General features: G+C 67.5%; 14 protein-coding genes. 4 read left to right on the top strand and 10 right to left on the bottom strand.

What is annotated here, in order from left to right:
* Nucleotides 1–11 precede the first annotated feature (11 nt).
* The 10 genes from ASD15_RS17575 to ASD15_RS17530 form a co-directional block, all read right to left on the bottom strand.
* On the bottom strand, nucleotides 12–1064 hold the full coding sequence (locus tag ASD15_RS17575) for a 3-keto-5-aminohexanoate cleavage protein (protein WP_057156286.1): 1053 nt from the start codon (nucleotides 1062–1064) through the stop codon (nucleotides 12–14).
* 27 nt (nucleotides 1065–1091) lie between these two features.
* Nucleotides 1092–1940: a TauD/TfdA family dioxygenase gene (locus tag ASD15_RS17570; RefSeq protein WP_057156285.1), complete on the bottom strand. Its 849-nt coding sequence runs from the start codon at nucleotides 1938–1940 to the stop codon at nucleotides 1092–1094.
* 9 nt (nucleotides 1941–1949) lie between these two features.
* Nucleotides 1950–2930 carry a quinone oxidoreductase gene (locus ASD15_RS17565; RefSeq protein ID WP_057156284.1) on the bottom strand — a complete coding sequence of 327 codons (981 nt, stop codon included), beginning with the start codon at nucleotides 2928–2930 and terminating at the stop codon, nucleotides 1950–1952.
* A gap of 103 nt (nucleotides 2931–3033) precedes the next feature.
* A complete protein-coding gene (locus tag ASD15_RS17560) occupies nucleotides 3034–3600 on the bottom strand; it encodes an alpha/beta hydrolase (protein ID WP_057156283.1) in 567 nt (188 codons plus the stop codon).
* A 10-nt stretch (nucleotides 3601–3610) separates the two neighbouring features.
* The gene (locus ASD15_RS17555) at nucleotides 3611–5245 is read right to left on the bottom strand and encodes a 3-(methylthio)propionyl-CoA ligase (RefSeq protein WP_057156734.1); all 1635 of its coding nucleotides are present in this window, start codon (nucleotides 5243–5245) and stop codon (nucleotides 3611–3613) included.
* A gap of 21 nt (nucleotides 5246–5266) precedes the next feature.
* Complete coding sequence (locus ASD15_RS17550) at nucleotides 5267–5485, bottom strand: recombinase family protein (protein WP_057156282.1); 219 nt, start codon at nucleotides 5483–5485, stop codon at nucleotides 5267–5269.
* On the bottom strand, nucleotides 5485–7872 hold the full coding sequence (locus ASD15_RS17545; protein WP_200953987.1) for an RND family transporter: 2388 nt from the start codon (nucleotides 7870–7872) through the stop codon (nucleotides 5485–5487). Before ASD15_RS17545 ends, ASD15_RS17550 begins: the two co-directional genes overlap by 1 nt.
* 57 nt (nucleotides 7873–7929) lie before the next feature.
* Entirely contained in the window at nucleotides 7930–8910 is a 981-nt protein-coding gene (locus ASD15_RS17540; RefSeq protein WP_057156281.1) for a YCF48-related protein, read from the bottom strand.
* Between the two features lie 76 nt (nucleotides 8911–8986).
* The gene (locus ASD15_RS17535) at nucleotides 8987–10351 is read right to left on the bottom strand and encodes a DUF1329 domain-containing protein (protein WP_057156280.1); all 1365 of its coding nucleotides are present in this window, start codon (nucleotides 10349–10351) and stop codon (nucleotides 8987–8989) included.
* Between the two features lie 20 nt (nucleotides 10352–10371).
* The gene (locus ASD15_RS17530; RefSeq protein ID WP_057156279.1) at nucleotides 10372–12195 is read right to left on the bottom strand and encodes a DUF1302 domain-containing protein; all 1824 of its coding nucleotides are present in this window, start codon (nucleotides 12193–12195) and stop codon (nucleotides 10372–10374) included.
* Between the two features lie 275 nt (nucleotides 12196–12470).
* Here ASD15_RS17530 and ASD15_RS17525 point away from each other — a divergent pair, with 275 nt between their 5' ends.
* The 4 genes from ASD15_RS17525 (at nucleotide 12471) to ASD15_RS17510 (ending at nucleotide 19865) form a co-directional block, all read left to right on the top strand.
* A complete protein-coding gene (locus ASD15_RS17525; protein ID WP_057156278.1) occupies nucleotides 12471–14075 on the top strand; it encodes an FAD-dependent oxidoreductase in 1605 nt (534 codons plus the stop codon).
* Nucleotides 14076–14251: 176 nt separating this feature from the next.
* On the top strand, nucleotides 14252–14860 hold the full coding sequence (locus ASD15_RS17520; protein ID WP_229418245.1) for an RNA polymerase sigma factor: 609 nt from the start codon (nucleotides 14252–14254) through the stop codon (nucleotides 14858–14860).
* The gene (locus ASD15_RS17515) at nucleotides 14847–15794 is read left to right on the top strand and encodes a FecR domain-containing protein (protein ID WP_057156277.1); all 948 of its coding nucleotides are present in this window, start codon (nucleotides 14847–14849) and stop codon (nucleotides 15792–15794) included. Before ASD15_RS17520 ends, ASD15_RS17515 begins: the two co-directional genes overlap by 14 nt.
* 123 nt (nucleotides 15795–15917) lie before the next feature.
* Nucleotides 15918–19865 (top strand): TonB-dependent receptor, encoded by a 3948-nt coding sequence (locus tag ASD15_RS17510; RefSeq protein WP_229418244.1) that lies wholly within the window; start codon nucleotides 15918–15920, stop codon nucleotides 19863–19865.
* Nucleotides 19866–19870: the final 5 nt, after the last annotated feature.

Genomic DNA, 19870 nt, shown 5'->3' with positions numbered 1-19870 from the left:
GGCTGTTCCAGTCAGGTGCGCAGCGGCACGTTCTTCTGGCCGCGCGCCCGGTTGGGGGCCATGCCGTTCATGCGCAGGGTTTCCTCCGCATCTTTGTACTGCACGCCGATGCGGTAGATCTCGCGCGCTTCCTTGCCGGAGGCGATCTCGCGCCCCAGTTCATGCGCCACGCGCACGCACTGCTCGATCTGCTGCACCGACGTCATGCGCTGGCCGTGCTGGCCGATCAGCGTGTCTTCGGTGCCGCAACGCGGGTGGAAGCCCATGGCCATGGCCATCATGTTAAACGGCAGTACGTTCTTCAGCAGGGATTCGGCCGTGATGCAGGCGCCGTCCGGCGCGCGGCGCAGGAAGTCCATGAAGTTGAACGGATTGGGGCCGTCGAAGCCGCCGCCGATGCCGATCCAGGTCAGGTTCAGCGGACCGGTGTAGACGCCCTTGCGCACCAGGCGGTCCAGCGTTTCCAGCGCGTGCATGCCGGTCAGCTGGAAATGCGGCTGGATGCCGGATGCCTGCAGGCGCTTCAGGTGCTCGGCCACCCAGGCCGGTCCGGCCGGCACCGTCATTTCGCTGTAGGCCGCGTGCATCATCGGCGAAGCGAGCGAGGTGCCTTCCAGGTACTCCGGATACAGCAGCTCCATGATGTTCATCTGGGTGGTGTTGATGGCCACCGTCACCTGGTCCGGCTTCGGGTCGAGCTCGGCCAGCATGTGGCGGGTGTCGTCGCTCAGCCACTTGGCGGCCTGGCCGTCGTCCTCCGGCGCGAAGGAGATCGAACCGCCCACCTGGATAATCATATCGGGCACGCGGGCGCGCACGCCGGCGATGAGCTCATTGAACTTGGACAGGCGCTTGCTGCCCTTGCCGTCCAGTTCGCGCACGTGCAGGTGCAGCACGGTGGCGCCGGCGTTATAGCAGTCCACCGCCTTCTGGACCTGTTCTTCCATCGTCACCGGGATGTCTTCGGGGAAGTCTTCCGGCGCCCATTCCGGGCCGTATGGCGCGGTGGTGATGACTACTTTGTCCTGGTTCTCGGGGTGCAGGGAATCGTCGAGAAATTGCATGCTGTGCTCCTGGTTGTTCTTCTGTATTTAGTAGGGGATGTCGCCGATGATGCCCGCCCGTTCCATCTTGCGGTGGCACGGCGGGTAGTCCATCACCGCGTAATGCTGGGTCGAGCGGTTGTCCCAGATCGCCACGCTGCCCGGCTGCCAGCGCCAGCGCACCTGGTACTCGGGGATGCAGGCCTGGCTGATCAGGTAATTGAGCAGCTGCGCGGCGCCCGGGCTGGCGTCCTGGCCGTAGCGCACGCGCTCCGGGGTATGGTAGTTGCTGATATGGGTGGCGAAGGCATTCACGAACAGGATCTTTTCCCCCGTCTCGGGGTGTATCCGCACCACCGGATGCTCGGCGTCCGGGAACTGCGCCTTCAGTGCATGGCGTTTCTCGATCGGCATCACCGCGCCGAAGCTGGCCTCGATGCTGTGGCGGGCGCGCAGGCCTTCGATCTTCAGCTTCACGTCCTGCGGCAGCCTCTCGTAGGCCAGCACCATGTTGGCCCACATGGTGTCGCCGCCCACCGGCGGGCACTCGACACAGCGCAGCACGGCGCCGAAGGCCGGGGCGTTGCGCCAGGTGCCGTCGGCATGCCAGGCGTTTTCATAGCGGTCGGCAGGCTGCTGCGGCGACTTGTAGATGCGCACCAGGCCCGGATGCTCCGGATCGCTGCCGGCCACCGGGTGGTCCTCCAGCTCGCCGAAGCGGCGCGCGAACGCCACGTGTTCGGCGCGCGTGAAGTCCTGCTTGCGCAGGAACAGCACGCGGTGGCGCAGCAGCTGGCTGCGGATTTCGGCGAACAGCCCGTCGTCGTGGATCGCGTCCACCAGGCTCACGCCGGTCAGTTCGGCGCCGATGCTGCAGGTGAGTTGTTCAACTTGCATCGCAGCTCCTTAGATGAGGAAGATGGACGATCCCGTGGTCTTGCGCGCTTCCAGGTCGCGGTGCGCCTGCACCGCCTCTTCCAGAGCATAGCGCTGGTTGATCTCGATGCGGATTTTTCCTTCTCCCACCAGGCCGAACACCTCCGCGGCCAGCGCCGCCTTTTCCTGCGGATCGGCGATGTAGTCGGCCAGCGCCGGGCGCGTGACGAACAGCGAACCCTTTTGCGCCAGCAGGATGGGATCGAACGGCGGCACCGGGCCGGAAGCGGTGCCGACGCACACCAGCAGGCCGCGCCGGCGCAGCGAATCCACCGAACCCATGAAGGTGTCCTTGCCGACCGAGTCGAACACCACGTGCACCCCTTCGCCATTGGTCAGCTCGCGCACACGGCCGGCCACGTCCTCGCGGCTGTAGTCGATGCTGTGGGCGCAGCCGTGGGCCCGCGCGATCTCAGCCTTGGCCGCGCTGCCCACGGTGCCGATCACGTTCAGGCCGAGCAGCCTGGCCCATTGCGCCACGATCAGCCCCACGCCGCCGGCCGCCGCGTGCAGCAGGATGGTTTGGCCAGGCTTGAAGTCGTAGATGCGGCGCATCAGGTAGGCCGAGGTCAGGCCGCGCATGGTCATGGCGGCCGCCGTTTCAAAGGCAATGGTGTCGGGCAGCTTGATCAGCGGCGCGGCGGCGATGACACGCTCGGAGCAGTAGGCGCCCAGCGTATTCAGGAAACCGGTATAGGTGACGCGGTCGCCCGGCGCCAGGCCGGTAACGCCCTCGCCCAGCGCCGTCACCACGCCGGACGCTTCCACGCCGATGCCGTTCGGCGTCGGCACCGGATAAGTGCCGTTGCGGAAGTAGGTGTCCGCGTAGTTCAGGCCCACCGCCACGTGGCGCACCCGCACCTGGCCGGGGCCGGGATCGCCCACGTCGAGCTGTTCCAGCTTGAGTACTTCCGGTCCGCCCGGGGAATAAAACCTTACTGCCTTTGCCATCCTGCTCTCCTCTGGTTCTTTCTGCTTTGGTCTGGTTCCGTGATATCAATATAACGCCGGGGTCAGCCTTGCGCGTCGCATGCGGCGACAGCGGCTTCGCTTTTTACGACAGGCGCGCCACCAGCTCCCTGGCGCGCGGCCACGGGCCATAGCCCGATGCCGGATTCAGGTGCCCGGCCTCGCCCAGCGCCACCAGCTCGCCGCCCCATGCCGCCGCCATCTCCCGCACCGCATCCAGCCTGGCCAGCGGATCATTGCTGCTGGCGGCCACGATGCAGGGGAAAGGCAACGGCTGCATCGGCAAAGGCGACCAGCCTTGTTCCGCCAGCGTGGCCGGGCTGGGATATTTGGCCGGCCAGTCCGCCCCCAGGTCGGGCGGCGTGGCGAGCAGCGCGCCGCGCACCTTGCCGCCCGCGCTGCCGTGCCGCGCAGCCCAGTGCACCACCATCAGCACGCCGGCGCTGTGCGCCACCAGCACCACCGGGCCATCGATTTGCGCCAGCTGGGCAGAAATCGCCTCCACCCGGGCCTGCAGGCAGAGCGCGTTCTCGGTCAGCGGCGGCACCGAGCGCGCTCCCGCCACCTGCTGCTGCAGCAAGCTCTGCCAGTGTTCCCGCACATGGTCGCGCAGGCCTGGAACGATCAGCAAAACCGCTTTCTCCTTGGTCATCGCCCTCTCCTCAGGCCGGCAGGCGGTAGTCGCGGAACATCTCGCGCAGCTTCATCTTCTGCAGCTTGCCGGTGGCCGTATGCGGCAACTGTTCGACGAACTGCACGTCGTCCGGCAGCCACCAGCTGGCCACCTTGCCCTCCAGGTGAGCGCGCAGTTCGGCGCCGCTGGCCTGGGCGCCGGCTTTCAGCACCACCACCAGCAGCGGCCGTTCCTGCCACTTCTCGTGCGCCACGCCGATCACGGCCGCCTCGGCCACCGCCGGGTGGCCCATGGCCGCGTTCTCCAGGTCGATCGACGAGATCCACTCGCCGCCGGACTTGATCACGTCCTTGGCGCGGTCGGTGATGTGCATATAGCCGTCCGGGTCGATGGTGGCCACGTCGCCGGTATCGAACCAGCCGTCCGCGTCCAGCACCTCCCCGCCGTCGCCGCGGTAGTAGCCGGCGGCCACCCAGGGTCCGCGCACCAGCAGGCGGCCGGAAGCCTTGCCGTCGCGCGCCAGTTCCCGGTCCTCGTCGTCGACGATCTTCATGGCCACGCCGAACACGGCGCGGCCCTGCTTCTCGCGCAGCCTCATTTTCCCGGCCGGGCCCAGCGCCGCATGGCGCGGCAGCAGGCGGCACACCGCGCCCAAGGGCGACAGCTCCGTCATGCCCCAGGCGTGGATCACCTCGGCCCCGAACACTTCGGCAAAGGTGGCGATCATGGCGCCCGGCGCGGCCGAGCCGCCGATCAGCACGCGGCCCAGCAGCAGCTCGGCGCGCGGCCGCAGCTTCTCCTGCTCCACGTGGCGGAACAGGGCCAGCCACACGGTGGGCACGCCCAGCGCCAGGGTCACGCCCTCGTCGCGCAGCAGCGCATACACGCTGGCGCCGTCCAGCGCCGGCCCGGGAAACACCAGCTTGGCGCCGCACATGGCCCCCGCGTACGGCATGCCCCAGGCGTTGACGTGGAACATGGGCACCACCACCAGCGCCGTCTCGGCCGCGCCCAGGCCCATGCCGTCCACCGTGCAGGCGGCCATGGCGTGCAGCACCGTCGAACGGTGCGAATACAGCACGCCCTTGGGGTTGCCGGTGGTGCCGGAGGTGTAGCACAGCGCGCAGGCGCTGTCTTCCGGCAGCATCGGCCACTCGTAGTCGGCGCTTTCAGCGCCCATCCACTCTTCGTAGCACAGCAGCTTGGGCAGCACGCAGGAAGGCATGTGCTGGCGGTCCGTCATGGCCACGTAGCATTTCACGTTTGGCAGCCTGGGGGCCAGCTGCTCGAGCAGCGGCGCGAACCCGATGTCGAAGAACACCACCTCGTCGTCCGCGTGGTTGACGATGTACTCGAGCTGCTCGGCAAACAGGCGCGGGTTCACGGTGTGCAGCACCGCCCCCATGCCGGCCACCGCGTAGTACAGCTCCATGTGGCGATAGCCATTCCAGGCCAGCGTGGCGACGCGGTCGCCGGGCTTGATCCCCATGCGCACCAGCGCATTGGCCGCCTGCCTGGCGCGCTGCGCCACGGCGCCGTAACTGGTGCGATGCAGCGGGCCTTCGCTGCTGCGCGAGACGAGTTCGGCACGCGGATGGTTGCGTGCCGCGTGCTCGATCAGCGACGACACGAGCAGGGGCTGTTGTTGCATATTTCCTAGCATATCCATATTCTCCGGTTGATCTCAATTGAAAGCCGTGGCCGGCTGCGGCGGCGAATTCAGCGCGCGCCGCACCGTGGCGGCGTACCAGCGTCCCCCCTGCAGCCCGGGAATACCGCGCCGGTTCAGCACCGCCGCAATGGCGTTGAAGGACAGGCCGGACGCACGCAAGGCATCGATGTCGGCGCGCAGGCGCTGTTCCAGCTGCGCGAGCCGGCTCGGCCGTGCGCGCTGCGTGCCCATCACTTCACCCGCTTCAGCAGGAAGTACGACAGCGCCGGGACCAGCACCAGGGCACCCACCATGTTCAGCGCGAACATGAACGTCAGCAGGATGCCCATGTCGGCCTGGAACTTGATCGGCGACCAGGCCCAGCACACCACGCCGGCGGCCAGCGTCACGCCCACCAGCGCCACCACCTTGCCGGTGAACTGCAGCGCGTGGCGGTAGGCCTGGGCCAGGGAGGCGCCCTGCCGCTGCTGCGCCAGCTGCACCGATACCAGGTACAGCGCATAATCGATGCCGATGCCCACGCCCAGCGCGATCACCGGCAAAGTGGCCACCTTCACGCCCATGCCCAGCGCCACCATCAGCGCCTCGCACAGGATGGAGGTCAGCACCAGCGGCAGCACCGCCACCAAGGTGGCGCGCCAGCTGCGGAAAGTGATGAAGCACAGCACGGTGACGGCGGCGTACACGTACAGCAGCATTTTGGCGTTGGCTTCCCTGACCACGATGTTGGTGGCCGCTTCGATGCCGGCGCTGCCGGCCGCCAGCAGGAATTGGCGCTCCGGCGTGGAATGCGCCTTGGCGAAGCCGTCGGCCGCCGCCACCACCTTCTCCAGCGTGCCGGCCTTGTGGTCGGACAGGTAGGCGATCACCGGCATCAGCGAGCAGGAACGGTTGAACAGGTCGGGATTGCTGGTGGAGGCCTGCTGGGCCCCGTAGTTCAGCACATTCTGGTCGCGCGACAGCGTCAGCCATTTCGGGCTGCCCTCCGAGGCGCCGGCCGTGATCTGGCGCACCGCGTCGGCCAGCGACACGGTGGTCTGCACGCCGGGCACCTGCTGCAGCGTCCAGCCCAGGCGGTCGGCCTCGACCAGACTCTGCCAGTCCAGGCATTTCTCCTTCGGCGTTTTCAGCATCACCGCGAACTGGTCGGACGACAGCGAGTAATTGGCCGTGATGTAGGCGTTGTCGCGGTTGTAGCGCGAATCGGCGCGCAGCTCCGGCGCGCCCGGATCGAGGTCGCCCACCTGCAGGCGGCTGGACACGGCCAGGCCGCCGGCCGCCAGCGCCACCGCCGCGCCCACGGCGATGGATGCGCGCTTCTTGCCGGTAAAGCTGGCCAGCGCCGCCCACAGGCCGCCTGCGCCCTCCGCTTCGGTCTGCAGGCTGCGCTGGGCCGAGCGGGCCGACACGCCGATGCAGGAGAGCAGCACCGGCAACAGCAGCAGGTTGGTGAAGATGAGCACCGCCACGCCGATCGATGCGGCCAGCGCCAGGTCGCGGATGACGGGAATGTCGATGGCCATCAGCACGGCGAAACCGACGGCGTCGGCCAGCAGCGCCGTCAGGCCGGCCAGGAACAGGCGGCGGAAAGTGTAGCGCGCGGCCACCTGCAGGTGGGTGCCGCGCCCCACGTCCTGCATGATGCCGTTCATTTTCTGCGCGCCGTGCGACACGCCGATGGCGAACACCAGGAATGGCACCAGGATGGAGAAGGGATCGAGTTCGAAGCCAAGCGCGGCCACCAGTCCCAGCTGCCACACCACGGCCACCAGCGAGCAGGCCACCACCAGCGCGGTGGAGCGCACGCAGCGCGTGTAGCCGTAGATGACGGCCGTGGCAATCAGCGCGGCCATGCCGAAGTAGGCCAGCACCTGGCGCATGCCCGACAGCAGCTCGCCCACCAGGCGCGCGAAGCCGATCACGTGGACGCGCACCGCAGCCGGTCCCTGCTCGTACTTGCGCATCAGCGCATCCACCGCAGCCGTCAGCCGGCCGTAGTCGATGGCCTTGCCGCTCACCGGGTCCTTGTCCAGCAGCGGCACGAAGACCATGGTGGACCGGTAGTTGTTGCCCACCAGGCCGCCGACGATGCCGGAGCGCGCGATGTTGGTGCGTAACTGTTCGACGCTGCGCGGCGAGCCGTCGTAATTATCCGGCATCACCGAGCCGCCGGCGTAGCCCTCCTCGGTCACTTCGTTCCAGCGCACCGACGGCGTCCACATCGACTTGACCCAGGCGCGGTCCACGCCGGGCGTGAGGAAGAGCGCGTCGTTGATCTGGCGCAGCGTGTCCAGGTAGGCCGCGTCGAAGATGTCGCCGCGCGGATTCTCCACCACCACGCGCAGCGCGTTGCCCAGGCCGCGCAGCTCCTGCTTGTTGTCCAGGTAGTTCTTGATGTAGGGATGGCTTTGCGGCAGCATGCGCTCGAAGCTGGCGTTAAGCGTGAGCCGCGTCGCGGCCAGCCAGCCCAGCACCAGCGTGGCCAGCACGCACAGTATCACCATCGCCATGCGCCGGTTGAACACCAGCCGCTCCAGCAGGCTGCCCGAGCGGGGGTTAAAGTCTTCCAGCTTGCGGATCACCGGCATGTCGCCGATGCCGCTATTGCCCATATACATAGTTGTCTCCAGTTGCCGGCTTGCGCGCTGCGCAGCCGGCTGTTGTTTCCGGGGCTCTTAGTGGGCCGCCTGCACCTGCAGGCCGCGCGGCCCGCCCACCAGCACGCGCCCGTCCGGCAACGCCAGCGCCGCGGCCGCCGGCGCCGGCCTATCCTGCCTCACCGGCGCGAAGGTGGCGCCGCCGTCGGCGCTGCGCAGCACGTGGCCGGCCTGGCTTAGCAGCAGCAGCGCGCCGTCGTTTAGCACGGCGCCCGCCGTCAGACCGGTTTGCACGCCGGTCTGCGCGCGGCGCCAGTTCTGGCCGCCGTCGCCGCTGGCGTAGGCATTGCCGCGCAAGCCAAAGGCCAGCACCGTGGTGCCCTTGCCCGCCAAGCCGAAGAAACTGCCTTTGTAGGGCGACGGCAGCGCCGCAAAGCGGCCATCCGCGCCACGCTTGAGCAGCAGGCCCTGTTCGCCGGCGATGTAGACGGCGCCACCGACGCGGCGCACGGCGTTCAGGTGCAGGCCATTCGGGTTGTCCAGCAAGTCTTCGCAATGGCGCCACCGCGCGCCGCCGTCGTCAGTGCACAGCGCCAGGCCGAAGGCGCCCACCGCCATGCCGTTGCGGTCATCGTCGAACCAGACGCCCAGCAGCGGCCGGCCCTGCCCTTGCGGGTCCGCGCGGCCGTCGGCCTGGCGCGTCCAGCTGGCGCCGGCGTCGGCGCTGTGCAGCACCACGCCATCGTGGCCCACGGCCCAGCCCTGCAGCGATCCGACGAAGGCGATAGCGGTCAGGTCGGCCGATACCGGCACCCGCGCCTGGCGCCAGGTGGCGCCGCGGTCATCCGAATACAGGATGTGGCCGCGCTGGCCGGCCGCCACCAGGCGCTGGCCTGCTGCGGCCAGGCCGTTGACGGGAGCGCGCTGCGCCAGCGGCGAGGGCACGGCCGGCGCGTCGAGCGGATCGATAAAGGCCGGTGCGGCGTGCGCGCCTTGCAGCAGGATGGCGGCGCAGGCGCAGGCGCACGCGCGGCGGACGTTCCGGGCAATCTGTTTCATGGTGTGATCTCGAAAAAGTGGCGCTGCCGCCCCGCTGGCGCGGGACGGCGCTGGTCTCGGTGGACTGCGGCCGGGTTCAGCGTACGCCGGCGCCCGACAGCGACTCGGCCGACCATTGCGACGGCTTGAGCGGATCGATGTATTTCAGGCCGCCGTGCGGTCCGGACATGCCGGTCAGGTTGTAGGCCCCGCTGATGAAGTCGTAGATCACGTGGTTGCCGGTGTAGGTCGCCTGCACGTCGTAGGCGTACACCATGTGGTCGAACGAAGCGCGGTACAGCTGGCCGCGCGCATCGTACTGGTCCGAAGCCAGCGCCACCCAGCTGTCCTCGTCGATGTAGAACACGCGCTTGCTGTAGATATGGCGCTTGCCCGGCTTGAGCACTGCTTCCACCACCCATACGCGGTGCAGTTCCCAGCGCACGAAGTCCGGGTTCAGGTGGCCCGGCTTGACGATCTCGCCCACTTCCTTGTGGCCGAACAGCTTGTACTGGTTGTACGGCACGATCATTTCCTTCTTGCCCACCAGCTTGAAGTCGTAGCGGTCCAGCGCGCCGTTGAAGACCCAGGCGTCGTCGTAGGTGGAGGCGCCGGCCGAACCCGGGTTCGGGGTATCGTAGGCCACGTCCGGCGCCAGCTTGACGCGCCGCTGGCCCGGCAGGTATTGCCACACGCGGCGCGGCTGCACCGCCGGATTGACCGCGTCGAAGGCCATCAGCGCCTCGCCGGCGCGGCGGGCCGGCGCCAGGTAGGCCAGGCGGGTGCGGAAGAACACGTCGCCCTGCTTGGCCGGCTCGGTGATCTTCGGGTCGGCCAGCGGGAACTCTTCCGAAATCTCGCCCATGGTGGCCAGGCTGGGCACGCCGGACGCGTCCACGTTCCACGATTCAAATTTGGTGGTGAAGGCCTGGCCCTGGTAGCGCAGCAGGTGGTTCCACATCACCTCGTTGCCGGTTTTCGGGATCGGGAACGGCACGCCCGCCAGCGCGCCCTCCACGCCCACGCCGCCATCCACCGAGCGCGCCGTGACGGCGTTCCTGGCGGTGTTCTCCAGCAGCGCCTTGGGCAGGGTCACCGGACGGCGGGTCGGATAGACGTCGACGCGGAAGCCGGGGAAGCGCTTGAGCAGCTCGCGCGCGCCGGCGGTCAGCTTGTCTTCCATGCCGTGCATGTCCTTGCCGGTGATGCTCAGGCGCGGCTTGTCGGCCGCGTACGGGTCGGGACGGAAGCCGCTGCCCTTGACGTAGCCGGCCGGCGGCGCACCCAGGCCGCCGGTGTACTCGGGTATGGTGCCGTCCTTGTTGCCGGCCTTCTCGGCCCCCACGGCGGTCAGCGCCGCGCCCAGCTGCCTGGCTTCCTCGGGCGTGACTGCCGCTAGCGCGGCGTTTCCGGCCAGCAGCGCAGCCAGCGCTGCCGCCAATGCGGTTCGATGCATGTTCATAGTGTCTCCTGTTGTCTTTTTTAGAAAGTGGTCTTGAAGGTGGCGGCCAGGAAGCCGCGGTCGCGCAGCAGCGCCGTCACGCCCGCATTCGAGGTGATGGCGCCGCTCGCCGGATCGGTGGCGACCGGGCCGAAGAAGTCCACGTACTTGATGTCGAAGCGGTACTTCTGGCGCAAGTCGAAGGCCAGGCCCACGCTCAGGCTGCCGGCGTCCTTGTTGCCGCCGGCCTGCACCTGCGAGTTGCCCGACAGGCCGCGCCCATAGCTGAGCGGCATGCTCAGGTCCAGGCCCGGCAGCACCTGGAACCAGGTCGGCGACACGTTTACCGTCAGGCCCACGTAGTCCTTGCCCGGCTTGTCGATCCCGGTGTAGCTGGCGCGGCCGCGGTAGAAGGCGGCGCCCTGGCTGATGCTGCCCAGCCGGCTCCACACCATTTCGGCGTTCCAGGTCAGCGCGTCCGACAGCGGCGTCTGCGCCATGGTGCCGATCAGGTTCAGCGCGCCGTGCCAGGTGTTGCCGCGCGCGCCGCTCGCCTCGCCGCGCTGCGGCAGCGCGCCCGCCGCCACCACCACGGCGCCGCCCACCTTGGCGTTCAGCGCGGCCAGGATGGCCGGACTGGTCCCCACCGGCATCAGCAGCGCCGGGGTGCTGTACAGCGGCATGCCGGTGCGGTAGGACAGGTCGGCGCCCAGCGACACGCCGGCCACGCTCTTGGACAGCGACAGGCCGTACACGCCGATGCCGTTCGCATACTCCAGCTGGTAGCGGCTGGTGGCGCCCAGCGCCGCCGGGTAGAACAAGCAGTTGCCGCCAGCCACGGCCGCACCCGGGATGGCGGCGGTGCACAAGGCCGCGCCGCTGGGACCGAACAGCGCGGCCGGCAGGCCGGCCAGGCGCAGGTTAGCCTGTGGCAGCATGTCCGAGGTGCGGCGCGCGTAGACGCCCACGGTGCCGTCCAGCCAGGCCGGGCTCCAGCGCGCCGACACGCCCCAGTCGCCCGACTTCTTCGGTTCGCTGTCGCCCTGGCGCTGCGCGGCCGGACCGAGCGGGCCGAGATTGAAGCTCTCCGCGCCCTGGAAGGCGTAGTCGAAGAAGCCCAGGAAGGAGCCCGATTCCGGCATGCGGGCCGGCTTCCAGTCCAGGAAGTATTGCGCCGCCAGGCTCAGTTGCGTGCTGGGCGACATCTGTACCGAGGCGGCCGCGCGCGGCAGGAACAGTTCCTTGGCGTCCGAACCGGGCACCGAATAGGCCTTGATGAAGTCCACCGGCGACTGGCCGAAGCTGATGCCGTGCACCGGCGAGCTGAGGCTCTCGCCCCAGAACAGCGTGTGGCGGCCCAGCTTCAGGTTGACCGGCATGTCGCCTGCGTCGAAGCCGGCGAAGACGAAGGCGTCCAGCACCTCGCCGGAGGCGCCGCCGTGGTAGCGCCTGGCGTACCGGGACAGGCCGACGGCCGGTTTGCCGTTCTCCAGGTGGTTGGACGAGGCGGGGTTGGTGTTGTCCAGCCGGCGGTAGGCGCGGTCGTACCAGCCTGCGGCCGACACGCGCAAGCCCATGCGCCGCTGGTAGACCACGTCGAACTCGCTCAGCAGGTCGACCCGGCTGGACACCGTGCCCTTGTTGAAGTTGCGGTCGCCGTCGTCGTAGTTGGCCGACTTGAGGATGGCCCCCTCCTGGCTGTTCAGACGGTGTCCGTAGTTGTACTTGACGGTGTTATCCCAGCGCATCGCCAGATCCGGATTGCCGGTCTCCAGTTCGCCGGCCCGGACGCCGCCGATGGCGCCGATGGCGCACAGGGCCGCAGCCAGCGCGGTCTTCGCAACGGGATGTTGTGCCTTGGTCATGCTTGTGTCTCCCCCTCGTTATTGGTATGTGGTGGGCGCTGCCGGACCATGCATGGCGGGCCGGTCAACGTGAGGGAATAGTAGGGCTCGGGGAAAGAAACGGCATTGCCAATTCACGACGGCGACTTCGCAATTTGCGACAAGCCGAAGTGCCAGGGCGTGTTTTGTTGCGGCCCGCAGCGCAGCATGATTCGATTCGGAGCTGGCTTGCTGCGCGATTTCCGCAGTGCGCGCACACTGATGGCTGGCCCGGTCAACTAACGAAAGGAGCCATCATGACTTTCACCACCAATGGGCGCTCGTCATCGGTCTGGATGGACGATGCATCCGAGCTCAACTATCCACCGCTGCCCGGCGACCTCGACACCGACGTGTGCGTGATCGGCGCCGGCATTGCCGGCCTGACCACGGCCTATCTGCTGATGAAGGAAGGCAAGCGGGTTACCGTGATCGACGCGCTGGGCGTGGGCGCGGGCGAAAGCGGCAGGACCACCGCCCACTTTTTCCCGCCCGATGAATGGTATGCCGGCATTGAGGAGAAGTTCGGCGCCAGGCAGTCCAGGCTGGTTGCCGACAGCTACGGGCGGGCGATCCGGCTGGTCGAGGAAATTGTTGCCCGCGAAGCCATCGAGTGCGGCTTCGAACGCCTGGACGGCTATTTGTTCAACCTGCCGGGCGGCAAGGAAAAAGACCTCGCGGCGGAAGTCCAGGCGGCCGTGCGCGCCGGCGTGCAGGCCGGCCTGGGCGACCGCGTGCCGGGCCTGCCGTTCGATACCGGGCCTTGCGTCCGCTATCATGCCCAGGCGCAGTTCCACCCGGTGCAATACCTGGTGGGCTTGGCGGGCTGCCTGGCCCGCAACGGGGCCGGCATTTATGCCCGTACGCCCGCCTTGCAGGTCGAACAGACCGACCACGGCCAGCGCATCAGCACGCCGCATGGCCGCATCCTGGCCGGCGTGGTGGTGGTGGCGACCAACACGCCGTTCAACAACCGGGTGGTGATGCACACCAAGCAAGCCGGCTACCGCAGCTACGTGATCGGCGCCCTGGTGCCGGCGGGCAGCGTGCCGCGCATCTTGCTGTGGGACACCGGAAGCCCCTACCACTACATCCGCCTGCACAGCCTGTGGCACCGGCCCAGCCACGAGCTGCTGCTGGTCGGCGGTGCGGACCACAAGGTCGGCCAGGACTGGCATCCCGAACACTGCTTCGCCGAGCTCGAACAATGGACGCGCTCCCGCTTCCCGATGGCGCTGTCGGTGGAATACCGCTGGTCCGGCGAAGTGATGGAGCCGGCGGACGGCCTGGCCTTCCTCGGCCGCAACCCGCTCGACAGCGACAGCGTCTACATCATCACCGGCGATTCGGGCAACGGCATGACGCACACGGCTATCGGTGCCATGATCATCCGCGACATGGTGATGCGGCGCGCGAATCCCTGGATCGCGCTGTACGATCCGGCCCGCAAGGCCACGCACGGACTGGGCGAATTCGCCAGGGAACAGGCCAACACCGTGTCCCAGTACGCCGACTGGATGAAAGGGGGCGAGGTCGAATCGGCCGCCGAGATTCCGCCCGGACAAGGCGCCATCGTGCGCGACGGCGCGGCCAAGCTGGCGGTTTACCGCGATGACGAAGGCGGCCTGCATGCGGTGTCGGCGAGGTGCACCCATCTCGGCTGCCAGGTGCACTGGAATTCGGTGGAGCGCTCCTGGGATTGCCCCTGCCACGCCTCGCGCTTCGCCACCGACGGCGCGGTGCTGCATGGTCCGGCCAACACGCCGCTAAAGGCCGCGCAGCTGCCGGCGATTGACGATGCGGCGGTGCGCGCAGCCGCCGGCGCCGCCAGCGGCATCGCTTCCGGCACCCTGCGCAAATAGGCGCCGCCATCGCTGCGCGCGCCACGCCGGGTGCGCCATGGCCCGGTGTGGCGGACCGATCCAGCGCGTGCCGAGCCGGATCGTGAAACGCTCATCCGGTTGATTGAATGGAGGGTCAATCAAGAATTGTTGAGGAGTAAGCTTGCGTGCTCGTCTTAAGCAATAGGGGGGCACGAATGAGCGAGCTTATGCACACCGAAGTAGTTGACTGGCTGACAATACATTTCCTGCCTCACGAGGCCGAATTGCGCAGGATGCTGCGCCGCGTGTGCACGGGACCCGCCGAGATCGACGACGTGGTGCAGGAAACCTGCTACCGGATACTGTCGATGGCCAGCCTGGACCATGTGCGCGACCCCAAGCCGTTCGTGTTCCGGGCCGCCAAGAACATCGTCCTCGACCGCATCAAGCGCGACTCGGTGGTGCAGATAGAGACCATCGCCAACCTGGAAGACCTGGATATTGCCGACACCGCGCCCTCCCCCGAGCGCGTGGTGTTCGCGCGTTCGGAGCTGAAATGGGTAATCGGCCTGGTGGCCAACATGCCGGACCGCTGCAAGAACGTGTTCCGGGCGCGCAGGATACACGGCCTGTCGCAGCAGGAGACGGCGGAAACGCTGGGACTGACCGACGGCGTGGTGGAACACGAAATGATGAAGGGTATGCGCTTGATGTCGGAAATGATTGCCAGGCATGGCGTGCATCAGGAAACCGGAGACGCCAGATTCGTCGCAAGAAAGCGGGCAGCCAGGGAAAACAACGTCAAAAGCAATGTCAACGATTGATAACCAAGCCTTCGAGTGGGTAGCGCGCAAAATGGCGCGCGGCCTGAGCGACGCCGAGAGCGCACAGTTCGACGCGTGGTACGCGGCCGATACGCGGCATCAGGGCGCGTATGTACGGGCCATGGCGATCTGCAACGCGATCAATCTCGCAACGGCGCCGCAACCGCTTGCCGCCGAACCGGCCAGCACCCGGCGCGGCCTGCTCCAGCGCGTTGCGCTTGCGGCCTGCCTGGTCGCGGCGGTCGGCACGCTGAGCTTTTCGGCTGTCCGGCAAGACACCGTATTGACCACGGCGAAAGGCGAATTCCGCAAAGTGCCGCTGCAGGACAAGTCGATTGCCACCATCAACGGCAGCAGCCGCATCGAGGTGGAGTTCACGCGGACCCGGCGCAAGATCAACCTGCAACAGGGCGAAGCGTGGTTTGAAGTGGCCAAGGACAAGACCAAGCCTTTCATCGTCGAAGCCGGGGACGCGCGCGTGCGCGCCGTCGGCACCGCTTTCGCCGTGCGGCGCTTTGCGCGCGGCACCGAAGTGCTGGTGACGGAAGGCACGGTGGAAGTATGGAGCAAGGACCGCACCGCGCAACGGCGCCTGCTGGCGGCTGGGGAACGCGCTTTTCTCGAGCCGCAGGCCAGCGCCATTTCCATAACCCGCCAGCCTTCCGAAGTGAACCGGAAACTGGCCTGGCGAGAGGGCAATTTGATACTGAAGAACCAGACCCTGGGCGACGCCGTCGCCGACTTCAACCGCTACAGCCCGAAGACCATCGTCATCGTCGACGCGGCGCTGGCCGGCAAGCGCCTGTTCGGCCAGTACAAGCTGGACGCGCCGGAGCTGTTCGCCAAGGACGTCAGCACCGTGCTGGCCGTGCCCATCACCATCACTGCGGACACGATACTCATCGGGCAGGCCGACAACGCCGGCTCGCGCTAGGTCCGATCATATTTCTGAGTGTTTAGGTTTTCCATCCAGGCAGCTTGAGGAAGCCGCCTGCGCCGGCAGTCTTTAGTATTAACGGAGCAGCATAGTTCCGCCAATCAGAAAGAGGAGATGTGCATGTTCTCTATGCACCATTGCGCTAATGCGGCCGGCGTCATGCTGGCCGTCAGTCTGGCAGCTCATGCGGGCAGTTCCGCTGCGCAGGAATCGGCCCGGCCGTTCAATATTCCGGCCGGCGTTGCGACGGACTCCATTCCGGAATTCGCGCGGCAGGCCGGCATCAACATCTTGACGTCGGCCGATATCCTGGAAGGCGTGAGCACCAACGCACTGGCGGGCGCGTTTGGTATTTCCGAGGCGGTGGACAGGCTGTTGATGTGCACCGATCTGGTAGGCAGGGTTGGCTCCAGCGGCACCGTGGTGATACTCAGGCGCTCGCCTGCGTCACCTGGAAACCTAACCAGCGACTCGAAAATATCGGACCAGACCATGACGAAAAACACTCCCCCCAGCCAGCGCAAGGCCACCTGCGTCGCCGTATCGGCCGCCGTGCTGATGATGGGCGCACCGCTGACGGACGCGCAGGCCCAGGCCGCAGCAGACCCCGCAAAGCTTCCGCCGGCCGCCGCCGGCGCGGCCAAGGACGAGGTCAAGCAGGTGCTGGTGGTGGGCACGCGGGCATCGCAGCAGTCAAGCATCGAGCGCAAGAAGAACGCCGCCACCGCCACCGACTCCATCGTGGCCGAAGACGTGGGCTCGCTCCCGGACCGCAACATCGGCGAGGCCATCTCGCGCATGGCCGGCATCGCGCTCGACCGCGGCGAGTTCGGCGAAGGGGTGAGCGTGGCGGTGCGCGGCAACGGCCCGGAACTGACGCGGGTGGAGCTGGACGGCCAGGGCGTGCAGTCGGCCGGCGGCTCCGACATGAACGGCGGCGGCGACGGCCGCGCGGTCGAATTCCGCCAGCTGTCGGCCGACCTGATCAAGAGCGTGGACGTGGTGAAGGGCTCCACCGCCGATATGACGGAAGGCGCGTTGGGCGGCAGCATCATCATCAAGACCCGCACCGGCCTGGATTTCAAGAAGCCCTACGCCTCGCTGCGCCTGGGCGCCACCCAGCATTCGCTGAACAAGAAGTGGGAGCCGGACGCGAACCTGATCCTGGCCGACAAGTTCCTGGATGGCCGCCTCGGCCTGCTGCTCAACGCGTCCACCACCACGCTGCTCAACGAAGGGCACTCGGCGCAGGCGGCGGGCAACGGCAACCAGGGCTACTTCCGCCTGCACGACTTCGACAACTCGCCGGAGAAGACCTTCACCTTCCAGCCCGGCACGGTCAACACGGCCGACACCGTGGCCACCAATCCGCTGCTGCAATCGCCGCTGGTCGGCGGCGGCTTCTTCAACTCGGGCAGCCCGATCGACATCGTCACCCGTTCCGCCGCGGCCCGCACCAAGGCCGACTGCGCCGCGGCGTTCCCGGCACTGAGCGCCGCCCAGCTGAACACCATTGCGTCGGCCGCCCGCACCGCCGCGCAGAACCAGCGCAACAACGAGCTGACTACCTGCCTGAACCAGTGGAACGACTACACGCCGTCGGGCCCGCGTTACCTGGTCAAGCGCGAGATCGACCGCCGCAAGAACCTCGACCTGCGGGCCGACTTCAAGGTGAACGACGAGCTCACCGTGTACGCGAAAGGCAGCTACAACAAGCGCCACAACGACATCAACCAGCTGGCCTACAGCCTGGGCAACCTGGCCATGGCCAACGGCCAGCCGAACACGGTGCCCGGCTCGGTCACGGTCGATGCAGCCCACCACGTGACGCAGTACACCTTCCTGGCCGGCGCGGCCCGCACCGACCAGCTGCACGACATCGGCCTGACCACCGCCAAATACCTGCAGCTGGGCGGCACGTTCAAGCGCGGCGGGCTGACCGCAGAGTTCTTCGTGGGCGATGCGGGTTCGGACTTCCGGCGCGGCGCCAAGCGCCTGTCCTTCATCGACTACTACGGCCCGGCCACCGCCAAGCTGCTGTCGAACGGCTTGTGGGGCTACACCTTCCCCGGCGTGGACCCGGTCAAGGAGCAGAGCTTCGACCGCTTCGCCCAGCTGTATCCGAACGGCGCCAGCTCGGCGGTCAACCCCGGCCCCTACAATTCGAAGCCGATCCCGGCCTACACGGCGGCGCAGCAGCAGGCCGTGACCTCGTCGCCCAACGTCACGTGGGAGCCGCAGATCCGCGAAAGCGGTGAGCGCACGGCCAAGCTCGATGTCAGCTACGCGATACCGGAGTCGGTGCCCTTCCTCAAGCGCGTGAAGTCCGGCTTCAACCTGCGCGACACCGGCAGCGACAGCTGGACCATCAACAACGGCGGCTACATCCTGCGTGATCCGGTGGGCACCTTCGGCCAGCCCGGCTACAAGGCGCCGCTGGTGCTGCCCTCGCCCACCCTGCGCAGCACGCTGTACGGCTGCCAGGACACGCCCGGCTCCCTCGCTCCGGGCGGCAACAAGTGCCAGTACGGCCTGATCATGAAGGACAACACGCGCCAGGCCTTCGACAGCTCGGCCGTCATGACCATGCCGCAGTTCCTCGACCTGCTCAAGCAAACCATGGTGCTGCAGGCAACGCCCACCCAGTTCTTCCACGGCGCCAAGGACCGCCCGGAAGGCCTGATGGACAACTGGACCCAGATCGACGTGGAAAAGGTGTTCGCGCTGACCGGCATCCCGAACGCCAACTTCGACTGCGTCAAGCGCTGCAAGGCCAGCGACGGCCAGGTCTACGACCAGCCCTACGCGCAGCTCAAGGAGCGTACTTCCGCGTTCTACCTGATGGGCGACTTCAGCGTGGACCGCGTGCCTTTTACCAACCGCGCCCTGCCCTTCGGCTGGGAACTGGAAGGCAACGCCGGCGTACGCTACGTGCGCACCCAGGTCGAAGGCACCGGCATGATGACCTTTGTCGCCATCACCAAGACGCCCACCTACGACCCGTTCAACCGCGACGCACCCGGCGGCACCGTCACCACCCGGGTTTCGCAAGCCACGCGCACCGACGCCACCTCCAACGACGTGCTGCCCAGCCTGAACCTGGCCCTGTGGATGGTGCCGGACAAGCTGGTGGCGCGCTACAACGTCGCCAAGACCGTGGCGCGCCCGCCTGTATCGCGCCTGCTGCCGTCGGGTACCTGCACCTTCGACGAACGCCGCGAGGACGAGAACGAAGTGTTCCAGCGCTGCTCCGGCACCATCGGCAACCCGCTGCTGAAGGCGCAGCAAAACCTGAACCAGGACTTCGCGCTGGAGTACTATCCGAACCGCGACACCATGTTCAGCGCATCCGTGTTCAGGCAGCGCGGCAAGGTGGGCCCGGCAATTCCGCAAGGCGTATCGCAGGTGCCGCTGTTCGCCGGCACCGACATGGTCGACCCGGCCACCGGCATACCGCTGGCCGACGTGCTGTTCGACTATTCCACCTGGATGAACGGCGCGGCCACCAGCCGCACCGGCCTGGAACTGACCACCAAGACCGCCTTTACCTTCCTGCCTTCACTGCTGCGCTATACCGGCATGGACGCCAACTACAGCAAGCAGCGTTCCAAGGCCAGCAATGAGAACATCGTCGACCTGCTGACCGGCACGCCGTTGCCGCCGGCGCGCGAGTCCAGGTACACCTACAACTGGGCGCTCTGGTACGACGACGGCAAGCTGGCAGCCCGCGTGGCCGTGCAAGCGGTGGCGGCTTCCTTCACCTGCATCGCCTCGTGCAACGCGGCGGGCGTAAACAACTACCCGAACGCGGCGCCGGTGCGGGTGGGCTTCCCTTACAACCCTGGCTCGCCGAACTTCAAGGACGCCACCCGCTACATCGACGCCAAGCTGTCCTACCGTTGGCGGCCGAACGTGGAATTCTTCATCGAAGGCCGCAACCTGACCAATAACACCACCTCCAACAGCCAGGGCCAGTACGCCCCGTTCGCGGACGGCACGCCCAACCTGCTGGACCTGAACTACTCCGGGCGCCGCATCATGGTTGGCGCCACTTTCCGCACCATGTGAGCCGC

The sequence above is a fragment of the Massilia sp. Root351 genome, assembly GCF_001425045.1.
Classification (GTDB): domain Bacteria; phylum Pseudomonadota; class Gammaproteobacteria; order Burkholderiales; family Burkholderiaceae_D; genus Rugamonas.
Note: the sequence above shows the minus strand (reverse complement) of the source record. Positions and strands in the feature narration are given on the sequence as shown.